The sequence below is a fragment of the Flavobacterium sp. LM4 genome (assembly GCF_002017935.1).
Classification (GTDB): domain Bacteria; phylum Bacteroidota; class Bacteroidia; order Flavobacteriales; family Flavobacteriaceae; genus Flavobacterium; species Flavobacterium chungangense.
Genome location: NZ_MUFW01000001.1, coordinates 2,691,101 through 2,710,825, shown reverse-complemented (window position 1 = coordinate 2,710,825; position 19,725 = coordinate 2,691,101). Strand labels below are relative to the sequence as shown.

The following is a 19,725-nucleotide window of genomic DNA, read 5'->3' as shown; positions in this document are numbered from 1 at the left end:
TAATCCAACTATCAGCTATACTATTAACAAAAAATTATACACAATGCAGACAGTTGGCAATCAAGAAAAAACATATTAATGATTTTATTAGTCTAAATAATAAAAAAACCAAATCATCTAAACCAAAACAGAATCGCATTTATTTTCAAATCGTATTAATTAATAGTACTTTTGCAACCTATTTATACAAAAATATGAGCTTTTTAAAAGAAATACAACGCAGAAGAACTTTTGGAATTATCTCGCATCCCGATGCCGGTAAAACAACATTGACAGAAAAATTATTACTTTTTGGAGGTGCAATTCAGGAAGCAGGCGCCGTAAAAAACAATAAAATTAAAAAAGGTGCAACGAGTGATTTCATGGAAATCGAACGCCAAAGAGGTATTTCTGTTTCAACCTCTGTTCTTGCTTTTAATTATAATGACAAAAAAATCAATATTCTTGATACACCCGGACACAAGGATTTTGCTGAAGACACTTTTAGAACTTTAACAGCTGTTGATAGCGTTATAGTTGTTATTGACGTTGCAAAAGGGGTTGAGGAACAAACTGAAAAATTAGTTGCAGTTTGTAGAATGCGTAATATTCCAATGATTGTTTTCATCAATAAATTGGACCGTGAAGGAAAAGATGCTTTTGACTTAATGGATGAAGTAGAACAAAAACTAGGTTTGACGGTTACTCCTTTGAGTTTCCCTATCGGAATGGGGTATGATTTTCAGGGAATTTATAATTTATGGGAACAAAACATCAATCTTTTTAGCGGAGACAGCAGAAAAAATATCGAAGAAACGATTGCCTTTTCTGATGTCCAAAATAACCCGGAATTAGATAAAATTGTTGGTCAAAAAGCAGCTCAGAAACTTCGTGAAGAATTAGAATTAATCGACGAAGTTTATCCAAAATTTGATCGTCAGGATTATTTAGACGGAAAACTTCAGCCTGTATTTTTTGGTTCTGCTTTGAATAATTTTGGAGTTCGCGAATTGTTGGATTGTTTCGTTGCAATAGCACCATCTCCAAGACCGAAAGACTCTGAAACTCGTTTGGTAGATCCTACTGAAGAAAAAATGTCCGGCTTTGTATTTAAAATACATGCCAATATGGATCCTAAACACAGAGATCGTCTGGCTTTTATCAAAATTGTTTCTGGAACATTCGAACGAAATAAGCCTTATTATCACGTTCGCCAGAAGAAAAATTTAAAATTTTCGAGTCCAAATGCATTTTTCGCTGAGAAAAAAGAGATTGTCGACATTTCATATCCGGGAGATATTGTTGGTCTTCACGATACCGGAAATTTTAAAATTGGTGATACATTAACTGAAGGTGAATTAATGAGTTTCAAAGGAATTCCAAGTTTTTCACCTGAACACTTTAGATACATTAATAATGCTGATCCAATGAAAGCAAAACAATTAGATAAAGGAATTGATCAGTTAATGGATGAAGGTGTAGCACAGTTATTTACATTAGAAATGAATAACCGTAAGATCATTGGTACTGTTGGTGCACTGCAATATGAAGTAATCCAATACCGTCTGGAACATGAATATGGAGCCAAATGTACTTACGAAAATTTTCCTGTTCACAAAGCGTGCTGGGTAAAACCTAACGACCCTAAAAGTGAAGAGTTTAAAGAGTTTAAAAGAATCAAACAAAAATTCCTAGCTCATGATAAATATGGACAATTAGTCTTTTTAGCTGATTCTGATTTTACGATTCAGATGACTCAAAGTAAATATCCAAATGTAAAATTATTTTTTACATCAGAATTTGAATAAAGACATTTTACATTTTACACAAAATTAAAAAGCGCCAACTTTGAAAGTTGGCGCTTTTTTTAAGAATTAAATTAACCTTTATATGGAAAAATTAATTTTCTTTATTTTATGTTAAGTCAAAAGTATGATTAAACAGTAACCTATTAAAACATACTCGTTGAAAGTAAATTAAATCAGATTAAATACACTTTTTATTAATTCATTTATAAAAAAAGCTCCATTTCTGGAGCTTTAAAAATTTACGCTTGTCCTGCCGGACCAAAATTAAGCGGAATCGGTGCTTGTTCAGTTTCTTTGATTTCGCCATGAGCAGCTTCAAATCGATGAATATTTTCTCCAATTGCTCTCAATAATCTTTTAGCATGTTGTGGCGTCAAAACAATTCTTGACTTCACCTTGGCTTTTGGAGTACCCGGCATAATATTTACAAAATCTAAAACAAATTCAGATGATGAGTGGTTGATAATCGCAAGGTTAGAATAAATTCCTTCTGCAATAGTTTCATCTAACTCGATATTAATTTGCTCTTGTTGTTTCGGATTACTCATAATTTTAATATTTTTTCAATTTCCCTCTTTCGAAAAAGAGGGAATTGATAAGAATTAATAAATATATTCTTCTTTATTTGCCATCATTTCATTGTAATCGTCTTTCGATCCTACGATTGTATTATCGTATTCTCTCATACCAGTTCCTGCAGGAATTCTGTGTCCAACAATTACATTTTCTTTCAATCCTTCAAGATCATCAACTTTACCTGCTACTGCAGCTTCGTTAAGTACCTTTGTTGTTTCCTGGAATGAAGCAGCAGAAATGAATGATTTAGTTTGCAGCGAAGCTCTTGTAATACCTTGTAAAACTGGCGTTGCCGTTGCAGTAATTACATCTCTGGCTACAACTAAGTTTTTATCATTACGTTTCAGCAATGAATTTTCATCACGTAAATCACGAGGCGTAATAATCTGACCTGGTTTCAATACAGCAGAATCTCCAGAATCTTCAACTACCTTCATTCCATATAATTTATCGTTTTGAACGATAAAATCTTTAGTATGAATTAATTGATCTTCTAAGAATAAAGTATCTCCAGGATCCTGAACCCTTACTTTACGCATCATTTGACGGATAACTACCTCAAAGTGTTTGTCATTAATTTTTACCCCTTGTAAACGGTATACTTCCTGAATTTCATTCACCAAATACTGTTGTACAGCTGCCGGCCCTTGAATTCTTAAAATATCATCCGGAGTTATTGCACCATCAGACAATGGAACACCCGCTCTTACAAAGTCATTTTCCTGAACCAAAATTTGACTTGATAGTTTCACAAGATATTTTCTAACGTCACCAAATTTAGATTCAATTACGATCTCACGATTACCTCTTTTGATTTTTCCAAAAGAAACAACTCCGTCAATCTCAGAAACTACAGCTGGGTTAGAAGGATTACGAGCTTCTAAAAGCTCTGTAATTCTTGGTAAACCTCCTGTAATATCTCCAGACTTAGAAGAACGACGTGGAATTTTAACTAATACTTTACCAGCTTTAATTTTTTCACCATTTTCAACCATCAGGTGAGCTCCAACCGGTAAGTTATAAGAACGAATTAACTCTCCTTCTTTACCGTAAACCAATAAGGTTGGAATTAATTTTTTATTTCTGGCCTCAGAAATTACTTTTTCCTGGAAACCTGTCTGCTCATCAATTTCAACCATGAATGTTTGTCCTTGCTCTAAATCTTCGTAAGCAATCTTACCAGTAAACTCAGAAACAATTACACCATTATATGGATCCCATTTACATATTACCGTTCCTTTACTAACAACATCTCCATCATTTACAAAAATACTGGATCCGTAAGGAATATTATGTGTATTTAAAACAATTCCCGTTTTCTCGTCAACTAACTTTAACTCAGTTGAGCGTGAAACCACGATATCAACAGAATTTCCTTCGCTGTCTTCTCCTTTTACTGTTTTTAAATCTTCAATCTCAAGTCTACCAGCGAATCTTGTAACAATACTAGATTCTTCAGAAATACCTCCTGCAACCCCTCCAACGTGGAACGTACGAAGAGTTAACTGTGTACCCGGTTCTCCAATAGACTGAGCTGCAATAACTCCTACAGCTTCACCTCTTTGTGTCATTTTTCCGGTAGCTAAGTTTCTACCGTAACATTTAGCACAAATACCTTTTGTAGCCTCACAAGTTAATGGAGATCTAACCTCTACTTTTTCAATTGGAGAAGCTTCGATCGTTCTCATAATTGCTTCCGTAATTTGTTGACCTGATTCAACCATTACTTCATTAGTAAGAGGATTAATTACGTCTTGTAATGCAACACGCCCTAAAATTCTCTCTCCTAAAGATTCAACGATTTCTTCGTTTTTCTTCAATGCAGATACTTCAACACCTCTTAAAGTTCCACAATCTTCGATGTTAACAATAACATCCTGAGAAACGTCATGAAGTCTTCTTGTCAAGTAACCAGCATCGGCCGTTTTAAGAGCCGTATCCGCAAGACCTTTACGAGCACCGTGAGTAGAAATGAAGTACTCAAGGATAGAAAGACCTTCCTTAAAGTTAGAAAGAATCGGGTTTTCAATAATCTCACCACCACCGGCAGTAGATTTTTTAGGCTTAGCCATCAATCCACGCATACCTGTTAACTGACGAATCTGCTCCTTAGAACCCCTCGCCCCAGAATCAAGCATCATATATACAGAGTTGAAACCTTGCTGGTCTTCTCTAATATTTTTCATTGCTAATTCTGTTAACTGAGCATTCGCAGAAGTCCATACGTCAATAACCTGGTTGTAACGTTCGTTATTGGTAATAAGACCCATGTTATAGTTAGTCGAGATACCTTCAACTTGCTCTCTGGCATCTGCAATTAACTTCGTTTTTTGTTCTGGGATTCTAATATCTCCTAAAGAGAATGATAAACCTCCTCTAAATGCGAATTTATACCCCATATCTTTCATATTATCCAAGAAAGCTGCCGTTGTAGGTACATCAGTCACACTTAAAATGTGTCCGATAATATCTCTAAGGTTTTTCTTAGTCAATACGTCATTGATATATCCAGCTGCTTCAGGTACTACTTCGTTAAATAATACACGCCCTGCAGTTGTTTGGATAATTTTGTACACTAAATCTCCAGTTTCATTGTAATCTTTTGCTCTAATTTTCACACGAGCATTCAATTCTAATCTTCCTTCATTTAATGCGATATTTACTTCTTCAGCAGAATAGAAAGTCAAATCCTGACCTAAAATAATGTGATCTTCTGTAGAAATACGCTCTTTAGTCATATAATATAGACCCAAGACCATGTCTTGAGAAGGTACAGTAATTGGAGCACCATTTGCAGGGTTTAGGATATTGTGAGAAGCCAACATTAATAATTGAGCCTCTAAAATAGCCTCTGGTCCTAATGGTAAGTGAACCGCCATCTGGTCACCATCAAAATCGGCGTTGAAAGCCGTACATACTAATGGGTGTAACTGAATCGCTTTTCCTTCAATTAATTTTGGTTGAAAAGCCTGAATACCAAGTCTGTGTAACGTAGGAGCACGGTTAAGCAATACAGGGTGTCCTTTAATTACATTTTCAAGGATATCCCAAACTACAGGCTCTTTTTTGTCAATGATTTTCTTAGCAGATTTTACTGTCTTAACAATACCTCTTTCAATCAATTTACGGATTACGAAAGGTTTGTATAATTCAGATGCCATATCTTTTGGCAATCCACATTCGAATAATTTTAATTCAGGACCAACAACAATTACCGAACGGGCAGAATAATCCACACGTTTTCCAAGTAAGTTTTGACGGAAACGTCCTTGCTTACCTTTTAAGGAATCAGATAATGATTTTAATGGTCTGTTAGATTCTGTTTTAACAGCAGAAGCTTTACGTGTGTTATCGAATAATGAATCTACAGATTCTTGTAACATACGCTTCTCGTTTCTTAAGATAACTTCAGGAGCTTTAATCTCCATTAATCTTTTCAAACGGTTATTACGGATGATTACACGACGATATAAATCGTTCAAATCTGAAGTTGCAAAACGACCTCCATCAAGTGGTACAAGCGGACGTAATTCTGGCGGAATAACAGGAACCACTTTCATAATCATCCATTCTGGACGGTTTTCGCGATTTAAGTTAGACTCACGGAAAGACTCAACGACTTGTAATCTTTTTAAAGCTTCAGTTTTACGTTGTTTAGATGTTTCGTTATTAGCACTGTGTCTTAATTGATAAGACAACTCATCTAAATCGATACGAGCTAATAAATCCATAATACACTCTGCTCCCATTTTGGCAACAAATTTATTTGGATCAAAATCATCTAAATATTGATTATCCTGTGGAAGAGTATCTAAAATATTCAAATATTCTTCTTCAGTTAAGAAATCTAGTCTTTGTAAAGATTCTCCATCTGCATTCTTGGCAATACCAGCCTGAATTACTACATATCTTTCGTAGTAAATAATCATATCTAATTTCTTAGATGGAAGACCAAGGATATAACCAATTTTGTTTGGAAGAGAACGGAAATACCAGATATGAGCAATTGGCACAACAAGGTTGATGTGTCCTACTCTGTCTCTACGTACTTTTTTCTCAGTAACTTCAACACCACAACGGTCACAGATAATACCTTTGTAACGAATTCTTTTATACTTGCCACAAGCACATTCAAAATCCTTAACTGGTCCGAAGATTCTTTCGCAGAAAAGTCCGTCACGTTCTGGTTTGTGTGTTCTATAGTTAATAGTTTCCGGCTTTAAAACCTCTCCTCTTGATTCTTTCAGGATAGATTCTGGTGAAGCCAATCCGATAGAGATTTTATTAAATCTTTTTACCTGATTTTTATCTTTATTGTTGTTTCTATTATTCATCATAGTTTTTACTATTGATTTATTTACAATTAAAAAATTGATTTTAGATTTATAATCTACTCTTTAAAAGAAAAGAGTTAATCATTCGCTACTACCTCGGGTTACTTCTCTAAACCTCAAACTTTTATTTGAAGCGCTAGTTATAAAATGCTTTGCATTTATAAAAAATCGGAACGGGTTACGGGTATAAATCTTTAAAAACTTATATAAATGAGTAATCAGTCCCATTAAAAAATGAGACTGACTACAAAACTTTTATTATTCTTCTAAACGAATGTCAAGCCCAAGACCTTTCAATTCATGCATCAATACATTGAATGATTCTGGCAATCCTGGTTCTGGCATAGACTCACCCTTAACGATAGCTTCGTAAGTTTTAGCTCTACCAATAACATCATCCGATTTAACTGTTAAGATTTCACGAAGTGTACTAGAAGCTCCATAAGCCTCAAGTGCCCAAACCTCCATCTCTCCAAAACGCTGACCTCCAAATTGAGCTTTACCTCCAAGTGGTTGTTGTGTAATCAACGAGTATGGTCCGATAGAACGTGCGTGCATCTTATCATCAACCATGTGTCCTAATTTAAGCATATAAATTACCCCCACAGTTGCAGCTTGATGGAAACGCTCTCCAGTACCACCATCATAAAGGTGTGTATGTCCGAAACGTGGTACTCCAGCTTCATCAGTTAATTCATTAATTTGATCTAAAGAAGCACCGTCAAAAATTGGAGTAGCAAATTTCCTACCCAAGTTCATACCAGCCCATCCAAGAACAGTTTCATAAATCTGACCAATGTTCATACGTGAAGGTACCCCAAGTGGATTCAATACGATATCTACCGGTGTTCCGTCTTCAAGGAAAGGCATATCTTCATGACGAACGATTCTTGCAACAATACCTTTGTTACCATGACGTCCCGCCATTTTATCACCTACTTTTAACTTACGCTTTTTGGCGATATAGATTTTAGCTAATTTCAAGATTCCAGATGGTAATTCATCTCCAACTGTAATAGTGAATTTTTCTCTTCTTAAAGATCCTTGCAAGTCGTTCAGCTTAATTTTATAGTTATGAATTAAATCATTAACCATTTTATTTGTAGCATCATCAGCAACCCATTGACCTTTGCTTAAGTGAGCAAAATCTTCTACTGCGTAAAGCATTTTTTGAGTATATTTTTTACCTTTTGGTAAAACTTCTTCACCCAAATCATTCATTACACCTTGAGATGTTTTTCCGTTAACGATCAGGAATAATTTCTCAACCAATCTGTCTTTTAATTCAACAAATTTAGTTTCGAATTCCATTTCTAAAGCGCCTAAAGCATCTTTATCCTGAGTACGTTTACGTTTATCTTTTACGGCTCTTGCAAATAATTTTTTGTCAAGAACTACACCGTGTAAAGATGGAGAAGCTTTTAATGAAGCATCTTTTACATCACCAGCTTTATCTCCGAAGATTGCACGAAGTAATTTCTCCTCTGGAGTAGGATCTGATTCTCCTTTTGGTGTAATTTTTCCAATCAAAATGTCGCCAGGTTTAACCTCTGCTCCAATTCTAATCATACCGTTTTCATCTAAATCTTTAGTAGCTTCTTCAGAAACGTTAGGAATATCATTTGTTAACTCTTCGTTTCCTAACTTAGTATCTCTAACCTCTAATGAATAATCATCAACGTGGATAGATGTAAAAATATCATCACGAACTACTTTTTCAGAAATTACAATCGCATCCTCAAAGTTATACCCTTTCCATGGCATGAACGCAACTTTTAAGTTTCTACCTAAAGCTAATTCACCATTTTGAGTAGCATATCCTTCTGATAATACTTGCCCAGGAACAACTCTGTCACCTTTTCTTACGATTGGTTTCAAATTGATACTTGTACCTTGATTGGTTTTTCTAAATTTAATTAAGTTGTATGTTTTCTCATCAGCATCAAAACTAACCATTCTCTCGTCTTCAGTACGATCGTATTTAATAGTAATGATATTAGCATCAACATATTCAACAGTTCCATGCCCTTCAGCATTGATTAATACTCTTGAATCTGAAGCTACCTGACGCTCTAAACCTGTACCTACAATTGGTGCTTCAGGACGGATCAAAGGAACTGCCTGACGCATCATGTTTGATCCCATCAACGCACGGTTCGCATCATCATGCTCCAGGAAAGGAATCAATGAAGCAGAAATCGAAGCGATCTGGTTAGGTGCTACGTCTGTATAATGAACTACAGACGGTTCAACAACCGGGAAGTCACCTTCCTCACGTGCAATAACATTGCTTGCTGTAATTTTACCATTTTCATCCATCTCAATGTTTGCCTGAGCAATCATTTTTCCTTCTTCTTCTTCAGCACTTAAGTAAATCGGAGTACTTTCTAAATCCACTACACCATTAGTTACTTTACGGTATGGAGTTTCGATGAATCCCATTCCGTTTACTTTTGCATAAACACCAAGTGATGAAATCAAACCAATGTTTGGTCCCTCTGGAGTTTCAATCGGACATAAACGACCATAGTGAGTATAGTGAACGTCACGAACCTCAAAACCAGCTCTCTCTCTCGAAAGTCCACCTGGCCCAAGTGCAGAAAGTCTTCTTTTGTGCGTAATCTCAGCTAATGGATTCGTTTGGTCCATAAATTGAGATAACTGGTTTGTTCCAAAGAAAGAGTTGATAACTGATGATAATGTTTTAGCATTAATCAAGTCAATTGGTGTAAACACCTCGTTATCTCTAACGTTCATTCTCTCACGAATAGTTCTGGCCATACGTGCTAAACCAACACCGAATTGTTGAGACAATTGTTCTCCAACTGTTCTAACACGACGGTTTGATAAGTGATCAATATCATCAATCTCTGCTTTAGAGTTGATCAATTCGATCAAATATTTTACAATTGTAATGATATCTTCTTTGGTAAGCACTTGCTTATCCATAGGGATATCTAAATTCAATTTTTTGTTCATTCTGTAACGACCAACTTCACCTAAGTTATAACGTTGATCAGAGAAGAACAATTTATCTATAATACCACGAGCAGTTTCCTCATCAGGCGGTTCAGCGTTACGCAACTGACGGTAAATGTGCTCTACAGCTTCTTTTTCAGAGTTTGTTGGATCTTTTTGTAACGTATTGTGGATAATAGCATAATCTGCTTGGTTATTATCCTCCTTGTGTAACAAAATAGATTTAACGTTAGAATCTATGATCTCTTCAACATTATCTTTGTCAATAATTGTATCACGATCAAGGATGATTTCGTTACGTTCGATAGAAACTACCTCTCCAGTATCCTCATCAACGAAATCCTCGTGCCATGTGTTCAATACACGTGCAGCAAGTCTTCTTCCAATATATTTCTTAATACCAGTTTTAGAAACTTTAATTTCTTCTGCTAAGTCGAAAATTTCAAGGATATCCTTATCTCTTTCGAATCCGATAGCACGAAATAAAGTTGTTACAGGTAATTTTTTCTTTCTATCGATATAAGCGTACATTACGCTGTTGATATCTGTAGAGAATTCTATCCAAGAACCTTTAAAAGGAATTACTCTGGCAGAATAAAGTTTAGTCCCATTTGCATGGAATGATTGTCCAAAGAAAACCCCCGGAGAACGGTGTAATTGAGATACTACAACACGCTCGGCACCATTGATTACAAAAGTACCACTTGGAGTCATGTAAGGAATTGTTCCAAGATAAACATCTTGTACAATTGTTTCAAAATCTTCGTGTTCTGGATCTGTACAGTATAGTTTTAACCTGGCTTTTAAAGGCACACTATAAGTAAGACCTCTCTCTATACATTCTTGAATGGTATAACGTGGCGGATCTACAAAATAATCAAGGAATTCCAATACGAAGTTGTTTCTCGTATCTGTAATAGGGAAGTTTTCCATGAAGGTGTTGTACAACCCTTCGTCGCCTCTTTCGTCAGATTTAGTTTCTAATTGAAAGAAATCTTTAAACGATTTTACCTGCACATCTAGAAAATCCGGATATTGAGGTATGTTTTTTGTAGAGGCAAAATTCAATCTTTCAGTCTGATTTGTTATCATCAATGGACAAAATTTTGATTAAAAAAAAGTAATTTTTTTTGTGTAAAAACACACTGCGTAGTTTATACTTTCTTTTTAAAACCAATACATCTTTAAAAATAAGCTTATAACTTCAGCTCAATTTTTTTTCTTCGTATTGATCAAAAACTCTTTCGTATATTAAACTATTTGATAATAAAATTTAATGTATTTTATTATACGAAAAATGGTTTAGGCCTTTGAGTACTAACTCAGGACCTAAACCTAGTTCTTAAAACCGAGTTGAATTATTTTAATTCAACTACAGCTCCAGCTTCTTCTAATGATTTTTTAAGACCTTCAGCCTCTTCTTTAGAAACACCTTCTTTTACGTTAGATGGAGCACCGTCAACTACATCTTTAGCTTCTTTAAGACCTAAACCTGTAAGTTCTTTAACTAATTTTACAACAGCTAATTTAGAAGCTCCAGCTTCTTTCAATACAACTGTAAATTCAGTTTGTGCTTCTTCAGCAGCACCTTCTCCACCACCTTGAGCAACTACTACAGCTGCAGCAGCAGGCTCGATACCGTACTCATCTTTTAATATTGTTGCTAATTCGTTAACTTCTTTAACTGTTAGGTTAACTAATTGTTCTGCGAATTGTTTCAAATCTGCCATTTTTTCTATCGTTTAAAATGATTTGTAAAATTATATTTTGTTTATTGTGCGCTAATTAAGCAACAAGGAAAATCCTTGCTTCGAATTATTATGCTTCAGTTTCCTCTTCGCTACCTGCGAATTTGTTTTGTAAAGCAGAAATAATTCTTTGTGCTGGTGATTGCAATAATCCAATAAGTTCTCCAAGAAGTTCTTCTTTAGATTTAATAGTTGCTAATGCATCTAATTGATCATCTCCAATGTAAATTTCAGAATTGATATAAGCTCCTTTTAATACAGGTTTAGCTGATTTTTTTCTAAAATCTTTAATTATTTTTCCAGGTGCATTCGCAACATCTGAAATGAATATAGCACTGTTACCACTCAAAACTGAAGGTAAATCACCATAGTCATTAGAAGAAGCTTCCATTGCTTTTGCAAGCAAAGTGTTTTTTACAACCTCTAATTTTATACCTGCTTTATAGCAAGCTCTTCTCAAGCTTGAAGTTGTCTCTGCGTTTAATCCAGAAATATCAGATACATAAATGATATTTGTACCAGCTAACTGCGCAGTTAAATTTTCAATCGCGATTGATTTTTCTTCTCTAGTCATACTAAAAATTATTAACTACCAATTATACTGCTTTTGGATCCAATGCAATAGCAGGACTCATAGTGCTTGTAAGGTGAATACCTTTAATATAGGTACCTTTAGCAGCAGTTGGTTTAAGTTTGATTAATGTTTGAATAATTTCGTGTGCATTGTCATAAATTTGCTCAGCTCCAAAAGAAACTTTACCTATTCCTGCATGTACTATACCAGTTTTATCAACTTTAAAGTCAATTTTACCAGCTTTAACCTCTGCAACAGCTTTAGCAACATCCATAGTTACTGTACCTGTCTTAGGGTTTGGCATTAAACCTCTAGGTCCTAAAATACGACCTAATGGACCTAATTTACCCATAACAGCAGGCATCGTGATAATAACATCAACATCTGTCCAACCGTCTTTAATTTTTTGAAGGTAATCATCAAGACCTACATAATCAGCTCCAGCTTCTTTAGCTTCAGCTTCTTTATCCGGAGTAACTAATGCTAATACTTTAACATCTTTACCTGTTCCGTGAGGTAATGTAACTACACCTCTAACCATTTGATTCGCTTTTCTTGGATCTACACCCAAACGAACTGCGATATCAACAGACTCGTCAAATTTTGCAGAAGCTATAACTTTAATTAATGCAGCTGCATCTTTCAAAGTATATAGTTTGTTCTTTTCAATTTTTGAAGCAGCCTCTTTTTGCTTTTTTGTCAATTTTGCCATTTCTTTCTCTTAATTAAAAAGGAGCATCTCCTGATACAGTTATACCCATAGATCTTGCAGTTCCAGCGATCATGCTCATTGCAGATTCAATTGTGAATGCATTTAGATCTACCATTTTATCTTCAGCAATTGCTTTGATAACATCCCAAGTAACACTAGCTACTTTTTTACGATTTGGTTCACCTGATCCAGACTTTAGCTTTGCAGCTTCCAATAATTGGACAGCAGCTGGAGGAGTCTTAACAACAAAATCAAATGATTTGTCTTTATACACAGTAATTTGTACTGGGCATATTTTGCCAGGTTTATCTTGTGTTCTAGCATTGAACTGCTTACAGAACTCCATGATATTAACCCCAGCAGCTCCTAAAGCAGGTCCAACCGGTGGCGACGGATTCGCAGCACCTCCCTTAACTTGTAGTTTAACTACCTTACTAATTTCTTTAGCCATTTTTAAAAAATTTAACACCACAATTATTGGAAGCAATTGCAGTGGTTATTATAGATGTAACAAAAATTATACTTTTTCAACTTGCATAAAACTCAATTCCAATGGAGTCTTTCTTCCGAAAATCTTAACCATTACTTCAAGTTTACGCTTTTCTTCATTGATTTTTTCAACTGTACCATTAAATCCATTAAAAGGTCCATCGATCACTTTAACAGTTTCACCTAAGCTGAAAGGAATAGCGCGAGTATCTGTATTTACAGCCAGCTCGTCTACTTTACCCAACATTCTATTTACTTCAGAAAGCCTCAAAGGAACAGGCTCCCCGCCTTTGATCTCACCTAAAAATCCAATTACGCTAGTAATAGACTTAATAATATGAGGTATCTCACCAACTAAATTGGCTTCAATCATAACATATCCAGGAAAATAAACTTTATCCTTAGACATTTTCTTTCCTTCTTTTACAGTAACTACTTTTTCTGTAGGCACTAAAACTTGGGAAACATAATCACCCATACCTAATCTGGCAATCTCAGTTTCAATGTAAGCTTTGACTTTATTCTCCTGTCCGCTTACAGCTCTAACTACGTACCATTTTTTCACATTATTATCTGCCATCACAAAAAATTATCCTTTTAACCAGTTAAAAAATCCAGCCAAAGCTTTTGCAAAAAATTCGTCCACCCCCCATGTTGCCAAAGCGAACAGAATCGAAAATACAGCTACAACAATTGTCAATTTTTGAACCTCAGCCCAAGCAGGCCAAGTAACATTTGACTTTAACTCTTCGAAAGCCTCTGATAAATAATTAGTAACTTTTGTCATTTGATATATTTTTTATTGCACGGGCGGAGGGATTCGAACCCCCATCAACGGTTTTGGAGACCGCTATTCTACCCTTGAACTACGCCCGTAATTAAAAGCCAGTGATTTCGTTAAAAAAATCAACTGGCTTTTTATAATTTGTTATATGATTATCCTATGATTTCAGTCACCTGACCTGCACCCACAGTTCTACCACCTTCACGAATAGCAAAACGCAAACCTACGCTCATTGCGATTGGACTTAACAAAGCAACATTGATAGTCAAGTTATCTCCTGGCATTACCATCTCTACTCCTTCTGGTAAAGTAATAACTCCTGTTACGTCAGTTGTACGTACGTAGAACTGTGGACGGTAGTTATTATGGAATGGAGTATGACGTCCTCCTTCTTCTTTTTTCAAGATATAAACCTCAGCTTTGAAAGTAGCGTGTGGTTTTACTGATCCTGGCTTAATGATAACCATTCCTCTTTTGATAGATTCTTTATCAATACCTCTTAACAATAAACCTACGTTATCTCCAGCTTCACCTCTGTCAAGGATTTTACGGAACATCTCAACTCCTGTAATAGTAGAAGTTAATTTATCAGCTCCCATACCAATGATTTCAACTGGATCTCCTGTATTAGCAATACCTGTTTCGATACGACCTGTAGCAACAGTTCCACGACCAGTAATTGTAAATACATCTTCAACCGGCATCAAGAATGGCTTAGCAACGTCACGCACCGGCTCTTCGATCCAAGCATCAACCGCTTCCATTAATTCAATGATTTTTGGTACCCAAGCAGGATCATTATTCAATCCTCCTAAAGCAGAACCTTGAACTACAGGACCATTATCTCCATCATATTCGTAGAAAGATAATAAATCTCTAATTTCCATTTCAACAAGCTCTAACAATTCAGCATCATCAACCATATCCACTTTGTTCATGAAAACAACGATTCTTGGAATACCTACCTGACGACCTAAAAGGATGTGCTCACGAGTTTGTGGCATTGGACCATCTGTAGCAGCAACTACTAAGATAGCTCCGTCCATTTGAGCAGCACCAGTAACCATGTTCTTTACATAATCCGCGTGACCTGGACAGTCAACGTGAGCGTAGTGACGGTTAGCTGTTTCATACTCTACGTGTGATGTATTAATAGTAATACCTCTTTCTTTCTCCTCTGGAGCGTTATCGATTTGATCAAACGATTTTGCTTGACAGTAACCAGCATCAGACAATACTTTTGTAATTGCTGCAGTTAATGTAGTTTTTCCGTGATCCACGTGTCCAATTGTACCTATGTTTAAGTGCGGTTTGGAACGATTAAAATTCTCCTTTGCCATTTTACTTAATTTTTAATCTTAGTTATATATTAATTCAATTTCCTACTTACTTGAGCCAACTACGGGAATTGAACCCGTGACCTCTTCCTTACCAAGGAAGCACTCTACCCCTGAGCTAAGTCGGCAGAGAGTTCTGATTTTAGATGTTTGAATTTAGTCCTCAGATTCTAAAAAAATCCAAAACCTACAATCCAAAATCTTAACTTCTTTTTGTTGTGGGGAGAGCAGGATTCGAACCTGCGAAGTTCACACAGCAGATTTACAGTCTGCCCTCGTTGGCCGCTTGAGTATCTCCCCAGTTTTTTATCAATAATTGCATGAACAATTTCAAATCACATTTGAACTATTTAGAGCCGGCGGAGGGACTCGAACCCACGACCTGCTGATTACAAATCAGCTGCTCTAGCCAACTGAGCTACGCTGGCAATATCAATAAAAAAGTCCGCTATTTCTAACGGACTGCAAATGTAGCTATTTTATCTTTGTATCAAAACATTTTTCGAAAAAAATTTTCAATTATATGTATGCTCTTATTTTTTCTTTCCTTTTTACCAATAAACGCTCAAGTGATTCTGCCGAAAGCTCAACTGCTTCCTCAAAAGTCTTACACTGTTTTTTTACCAAAAAATCATCTCCAGGAACATTAATTTTAATCTCTACAAATTTATTCTCCTTATCACTTGTTCTTTCTACTTTTAAAAAAACATCCGAAGAAACTACTTTGTCATAGTATTTTTCCAATTTATCCATTCTTTCCTGAATAAAATCTACCAATTTTCTGTCAACAGTAAAGTTAACTGCATGAACATCTACCTTCATAATACAAATTTTAAGGGGTTAAACATTTCGGAATTACTATTTGTTTCGCGGATGTGCATTTATATATACCTTTTTAAGCTCTGCTAAACTATTATGAGTATAAACCTGAGTGGATGCCAAACTCGAATGCCCTAATAACTCCTTAACTGAATTTAAATCTGCTCCATTATTTAATAAATGAGTTGCAAATGTATGTCTAAGTACATGCGGACTCTTTTTTACCTTTTCGGAGACTTTACTAAAGTATGAATTTATTAAACGATACACAAAAGATTCACTCAATTTTAACCCTTTTTTTGAAATAAAAAAACAATCCACATCCACCAACTCTTCAATACCCGCTCTCTCTCGTAAATACACCCCAATTTGCTCTACAATTACCGGCAATACAGGAATTATACGTTCTTTATTTCGTTTCCCTAAAACCTTAATTACACCAGAAGATAAATCAACATTCTTAACCATCAAACCTATCAGTTCAGCCCTCCGCATCCCTGTTGTATAAAACAAATCTACAATAAGCTTATCTCTAACATCTTCAAAACCAACAGGATATTCAACTGACTTCATTAAATCTGTCAGTTCTTTTTCAGAAAATGGAATTTGGATTATTTTAGGCGTTTTCAATGCTTTATGTTTCAACATAGGACTCACATCAATTTGTTTGGTTTTCAAAAGAAATCTATAAAATGCTTTCAAAGAAGCCATTTTTCTATTTACAGAAACATTTGAAACACCATCATCCACAAGCGACACTATCCAACTCCTAACTTGACTATAACTCACCTTATCAATATCATCCTGTTCAAAATGAGATTTATTAAACACCTCAAAAAACACAATATCATTTAAATAAGCATTAACCGTATGAGGGGAATATTTTTTTTCCAGCTGAAGGTAATCCCGAAAAGCTTCTTTATTGGTTTTCATAAAAGAAAGAGTTTTATTTTAAATCACACGGCAATCATCTATATAAGACACAAATTAAACAGAGTGATATTTAAAACATAAGACACAAAAAAACCGTTAGCATCAAAGTTATAACTTTTTGACGACTAACGGTAATTATTTTTGAAAAGCCAATACTAACTTTCTAAACCATCTTTCATGTTTTGAATGTAAGCCGCTTTTTGAATTTGAGCTCTTTTGATAACAGAAGGCTTAATAAAAGCAGTACGTGCTCTTAATTGACGAACAGTTCCTGTTTTATCAAATTTTCTTTTATAGCGCTTTAATGCTCTATCGATATTTTCTCCGTCTTTAATTGGTATAATTAACATAATATTGACACCTCCTCTCGTTAAGACTGCAAAAGTAAATATTAATTATGAATTACGAGTCATAATTAATATTTTTTTTCGAGAAGACAAAATCGATCATTAATACTCCTTTATTCTTTCAACAAATTTCTCGAAATTACCAGTTTCTGAATCTCAGTAGTTCCTTCACCTATAGTACATAATTTTGAATCTCGGTAAAATTTTTCGACTGGGAAATCTTTAGTATAACCATAACCCCCGTGAATCTGCACAGCTTCGTTAGCTACTTTTACACACACTTCTGAAGCATACATTTTTGCCATAGCTCCTGATGTTGTAACGGGCTTATGCTGCTGTTTCAAAAAAGCGGCCTTATGTAACAACAGCTCCGAGGCTTCAATTTCGGTAGCCATATCTGCCAATTTAAATGAAATTCCCTGAAAATTACTGATTGGCTGCCCAAACTGATGTCTTTCTTTCGAATATTTAAGTGCCGCTTCATATGCTCCTTTTGCAATTCCGAGTGATAAGGCTCCAATTGAAATTCTTCCACCATCTAATATTTTCATAGCCTGAATAAACCCCTGGCCTATTTCTCCTAATCTGTTTGAATCCGGTACACGACAATTATCAAAAACCAATTCAGCAGTTTCACTTGCTCGCATACCTAATTTATTTTCTTTTTTCCCTGATGTGAATCCAGGCATTCCTTTTTCAAATACAAAAGCGGTCATTCCTTTCGAATCTCCTTTTTCTCCAGTACGCACAACTACAACAGCAATATCTCCTGAAATTGCATGTGTGATAAAGTTTTTAGCCCCGTTTATAACCCAAAAATCCCCATCTTTGACTGCAGTTGTATTCATTCCGCCTGCATCAGAACCTGTATTATGTTCTGTTAAGCCCCAAGCTCCTATATGTTCAGCGGTTGCTAATTTAGGCAACCATTTTCTTTTTTGTTCTTCATTGCCAAAAGTTAAAATATGGTTTGTGCATAATGAATTATGCGCCGCAACTGACAATCCTATGGATGGATCAACTTTTGAAATTTCCTCTACTACAGTGATATATTCGTGATATCCCAAACCAGATCCTCCGTATTCTTCAGAAACCAAAACCCCCATAAAACCCATTTCTCCTAATTTTTTGAAAAGCGGAATTGGAAATATTTGTGCTTCATCCCATTCCATTATATAAGGTCTTATATTTTTTTCAGCAAAATCTTTTATGGATTGCGCAATCATAGACTGCGTTTCATTGTAATCAAAATTCATTGTAATCTGTTTTAGAACTCCAAATATAAACCAATTATATTTGCTTTTTCAACAGGAAAGCCTTTAATATTTATCAAATCCTCAATATTTTTAATATTTCCGTTCATGCTCCTGTAAGTTACAATTTGTTTTGCCAACGTATATCTAAAATACGGAAATTGAGATAATTCCTTTAAAGACGCATCATTTACAGGGATTTTTTTAATTTTTGGAAAGGAAGAAACTCTAAAATGTTTTTTCAATTCACGTACAATTTCTGGAGAAAGCCCCCAAACATCATTAATTTGTTCCATTGAAACAAAAGCCTCTAAACTTTCTTTTTGTTTTAAAATCCGCGATGACAATGCCTCTCCAATTCCATTAATCTTCATGAAATCATCCTGAGTCGCCTGATTAATATCTAAGATTGTAAATTTTTCCTTTTTAGAAAAGGATTTATGGACATATTCATTATCGTACGTTTTAGTAGTTTTTTTATTCTGAAACCAATTTGGAAATTTGAAATAAGGTGAAATTGCATTTAATAAAGAATCTGAAATCTTAGTTACCTCTTGGAATTCTTTTGCCGAATTCACATATTTATTTTCTTTTCTGAATGCAAAAAGTCTGTCAATTTCCTGTATTGACATTCCTAATTTATAGCCTTTATAATCAGAAATAAAATTTGGATTAAATGAATATACTTTAGGCTTGTTATCCTTTTGAATTGTTTTTAATGAGTCTACTTCAGATTGCAAAGCCAGCCACTGTTCTTTTTCAGGAGAGTTTTTTTCAGTCTGACTAAAATCTGAGAAAAAATAAAATAGCTGGAGAGCTATAATCAATATAAGCAGAAAAAAAATTCCTTTACGTTCCTGACTGGTAAACTTCATATGAGCCATTATATCTTTAAAATTCATTTTAAAATATTATATAAAATTAAAAAAGCATAAATTTATAAGAAAAATACGATTTTTTTACACTCCTCAAAAAAAATACTTTGAAGTAGTTTGCTAATAACGTAACGCATTTGAGATATTACAGAACTTCTTTTACCATTTCTAACTAAAA

Annotated in this window: 16 protein-coding genes and 4 tRNA genes; 1 reads left to right on the top strand and 19 read right to left on the bottom strand. The window is 34.9% G+C overall.

Annotated features, from left to right (window positions below):
• Positions 1-194: 194 nt before the first annotated feature.
• Complete coding sequence (locus BXU10_RS12080; RefSeq protein WP_078227526.1) at positions 195-1,787, top strand: peptide chain release factor 3; 1,593 nt, start codon at positions 195-197, stop codon at positions 1,785-1,787.
• 239 nt (positions 1,788-2,026) lie between these two features.
• Here the strand turns inward: BXU10_RS12080 and BXU10_RS12075 are convergent, their stop codons facing one another.
• The 19 genes from BXU10_RS12075 to BXU10_RS11985 all read right to left on the bottom strand — a co-directional run bounded on the left by BXU10_RS12075 (position 2,027) and on the right by BXU10_RS11985 (position 19,574).
• The gene (locus BXU10_RS12075; protein ID WP_025572408.1) at positions 2,027-2,335 is read right to left on the bottom strand and encodes a DUF3467 domain-containing protein; all 309 of its coding nucleotides are present in this window, start codon (positions 2,333-2,335) and stop codon (positions 2,027-2,029) included.
• Between the two features lie 54 nt (positions 2,336-2,389).
• On the bottom strand, positions 2,390-6,700 hold the full coding sequence (gene rpoC / locus BXU10_RS12070) for a DNA-directed RNA polymerase subunit beta' (protein WP_078227525.1): 4,311 nt from the start codon (positions 6,698-6,700) through the stop codon (positions 2,390-2,392).
• A gap of 255 nt (positions 6,701-6,955) precedes the next feature.
• Positions 6,956-10,768, bottom strand: a complete 3,813-nt coding sequence (gene rpoB, locus BXU10_RS12065; protein ID WP_078227524.1) for a DNA-directed RNA polymerase subunit beta — start codon at positions 10,766-10,768, stop codon at positions 6,956-6,958.
• 266 nt (positions 10,769-11,034) lie between these two features.
• On the bottom strand, positions 11,035-11,406 hold the full coding sequence (gene rplL, locus BXU10_RS12060) for a 50S ribosomal protein L7/L12 (RefSeq protein ID WP_078227523.1): 372 nt from the start codon (positions 11,404-11,406) through the stop codon (positions 11,035-11,037).
• Between the two features lie 88 nt (positions 11,407-11,494).
• On the bottom strand, positions 11,495-11,998 hold the full coding sequence (gene rplJ / locus BXU10_RS12055; protein ID WP_078227522.1) for a 50S ribosomal protein L10: 504 nt from the start codon (positions 11,996-11,998) through the stop codon (positions 11,495-11,497).
• A 22-nt stretch (positions 11,999-12,020) separates the two neighbouring features.
• Complete coding sequence (gene rplA, locus BXU10_RS12050; protein WP_031456760.1) at positions 12,021-12,710, bottom strand: 50S ribosomal protein L1; 690 nt, start codon at positions 12,708-12,710, stop codon at positions 12,021-12,023.
• Between the two features lie 13 nt (positions 12,711-12,723).
• A complete protein-coding gene (gene rplK, locus BXU10_RS12045) occupies positions 12,724-13,161 on the bottom strand; it encodes a 50S ribosomal protein L11 (RefSeq protein WP_007807442.1) in 438 nt (145 codons plus the stop codon).
• A gap of 66 nt (positions 13,162-13,227) precedes the next feature.
• Entirely contained in the window at positions 13,228-13,779 is a 552-nt protein-coding gene (gene nusG, locus BXU10_RS12040) for a transcription termination/antitermination protein NusG (RefSeq protein WP_007807444.1), read from the bottom strand.
• Positions 13,780-13,788: 9 nt separating this feature from the next.
• Positions 13,789-13,986: a preprotein translocase subunit SecE gene (gene secE / locus BXU10_RS12035; protein WP_008466927.1), complete on the bottom strand. Its 198-nt coding sequence runs from the start codon at positions 13,984-13,986 to the stop codon at positions 13,789-13,791.
• Between the two features lie 18 nt (positions 13,987-14,004).
• Positions 14,005-14,075 (bottom strand) — tRNA-Trp (locus BXU10_RS12030).
• A 60-nt stretch (positions 14,076-14,135) separates the two neighbouring features.
• Positions 14,136-15,323 (bottom strand): elongation factor Tu, encoded by a 1,188-nt coding sequence (gene tuf, locus BXU10_RS12025; protein WP_078227521.1) that lies wholly within the window; start codon positions 15,321-15,323, stop codon positions 14,136-14,138.
• A gap of 53 nt (positions 15,324-15,376) precedes the next feature.
• Positions 15,377-15,448, bottom strand: a tRNA-Thr gene (locus BXU10_RS12020).
• A 91-nt stretch (positions 15,449-15,539) separates the two neighbouring features.
• Positions 15,540-15,620, bottom strand: a tRNA-Tyr gene (locus BXU10_RS12015).
• Between the two features lie 54 nt (positions 15,621-15,674).
• Positions 15,675-15,748: transfer RNA gene (locus BXU10_RS12010), tRNA-Thr, on the bottom strand.
• A gap of 91 nt (positions 15,749-15,839) precedes the next feature.
• The gene (gene hpf / locus BXU10_RS12005; RefSeq protein ID WP_078227520.1) at positions 15,840-16,142 is read right to left on the bottom strand and encodes a ribosome hibernation-promoting factor, HPF/YfiA family; all 303 of its coding nucleotides are present in this window, start codon (positions 16,140-16,142) and stop codon (positions 15,840-15,842) included.
• A gap of 36 nt (positions 16,143-16,178) precedes the next feature.
• On the bottom strand, positions 16,179-17,072 hold the full coding sequence (locus BXU10_RS12000) for a tyrosine-type recombinase/integrase (RefSeq protein ID WP_078227519.1): 894 nt from the start codon (positions 17,070-17,072) through the stop codon (positions 16,179-16,181).
• A 155-nt stretch (positions 17,073-17,227) separates the two neighbouring features.
• Positions 17,228-17,422 carry a 30S ribosomal protein S21 gene (gene rpsU / locus BXU10_RS11995; protein ID WP_007807454.1) on the bottom strand — a complete coding sequence of 65 codons (195 nt, stop codon included), beginning with the start codon at positions 17,420-17,422 and terminating at the stop codon, positions 17,228-17,230.
• Positions 17,423-17,532: 110 nt separating this feature from the next.
• The gene (locus BXU10_RS11990) at positions 17,533-18,675 is read right to left on the bottom strand and encodes an acyl-CoA dehydrogenase family protein (RefSeq protein WP_078227518.1); all 1,143 of its coding nucleotides are present in this window, start codon (positions 18,673-18,675) and stop codon (positions 17,533-17,535) included.
• An 11-nt stretch (positions 18,676-18,686) separates the two neighbouring features.
• Positions 18,687-19,574 carry a helix-hairpin-helix domain-containing protein gene (locus BXU10_RS11985; RefSeq protein ID WP_078227517.1) on the bottom strand — a complete coding sequence of 296 codons (888 nt, stop codon included), beginning with the start codon at positions 19,572-19,574 and terminating at the stop codon, positions 18,687-18,689.
• Positions 19,575-19,725 lie beyond the last annotated feature (151 nt).

Bases quoted from the DNA above. Each gene is read 5' to 3' on its own strand.
- tuf (WP_078227521.1), bottom strand. From the start codon at position 15,323: ATGGCAAAGGAGAATTTTAATCGTTCCAAACCGCACTTAAACATAGGT.
- rpoB (WP_078227524.1), bottom strand. From the start codon at position 10,768: ATGATAACAAATCAGACTGAAAGATTGAATTTTGCCTCTACAAAAAAC.
- hpf (WP_078227520.1), bottom strand. From the start codon at position 16,142: ATGAAGGTAGATGTTCATGCAGTTAACTTTACTGTTGACAGAAAATTG.
- rplL (WP_078227523.1), bottom strand. From the start codon at position 11,406: ATGGCAGATTTGAAACAATTCGCAGAACAATTAGTTAACCTAACAGTT.
- rplK (WP_007807442.1), bottom strand. From the start codon at position 13,161: ATGGCTAAAGAAATTAGTAAGGTAGTTAAACTACAAGTTAAGGGAGGT.
- BXU10_RS12075 (WP_025572408.1), bottom strand. From the start codon at position 2,335: ATGAGTAATCCGAAACAACAAGAGCAAATTAATATCGAGTTAGATGAA.
- BXU10_RS11990 (WP_078227518.1), bottom strand. From the start codon at position 18,675: ATGAATTTTGATTACAATGAAACGCAGTCTATGATTGCGCAATCCATA.
- rpsU (WP_007807454.1), bottom strand. From the start codon at position 17,422: ATGTTAATTATACCAATTAAAGACGGAGAAAATATCGATAGAGCATTA.
- rpoC (WP_078227525.1), bottom strand. From the start codon at position 6,700: ATGATGAATAATAGAAACAACAATAAAGATAAAAATCAGGTAAAAAGA.
- rplJ (WP_078227522.1), bottom strand. From the start codon at position 11,998: ATGACTAGAGAAGAAAAATCAATCGCGATTGAAAATTTAACTGCGCAG.
- BXU10_RS11985 (WP_078227517.1), bottom strand. From the start codon at position 19,574: ATGAATTTTAAAGATATAATGGCTCATATGAAGTTTACCAGTCAGGAA.
- nusG (WP_007807444.1), bottom strand. From the start codon at position 13,779: ATGGCAGATAATAATGTGAAAAAATGGTACGTAGTTAGAGCTGTAAGC.
- BXU10_RS12000 (WP_078227519.1), bottom strand. From the start codon at position 17,072: ATGAAAACCAATAAAGAAGCTTTTCGGGATTACCTTCAGCTGGAAAAA.
- secE (WP_008466927.1), bottom strand. From the start codon at position 13,986: ATGACAAAAGTTACTAATTATTTATCAGAGGCTTTCGAAGAGTTAAAG.
- BXU10_RS12080 (WP_078227526.1), top strand. From the start codon at position 195: ATGAGCTTTTTAAAAGAAATACAACGCAGAAGAACTTTTGGAATTATC.
- rplA (WP_031456760.1), bottom strand. From the start codon at position 12,710: ATGGCAAAATTGACAAAAAAGCAAAAAGAGGCTGCTTCAAAAATTGAA.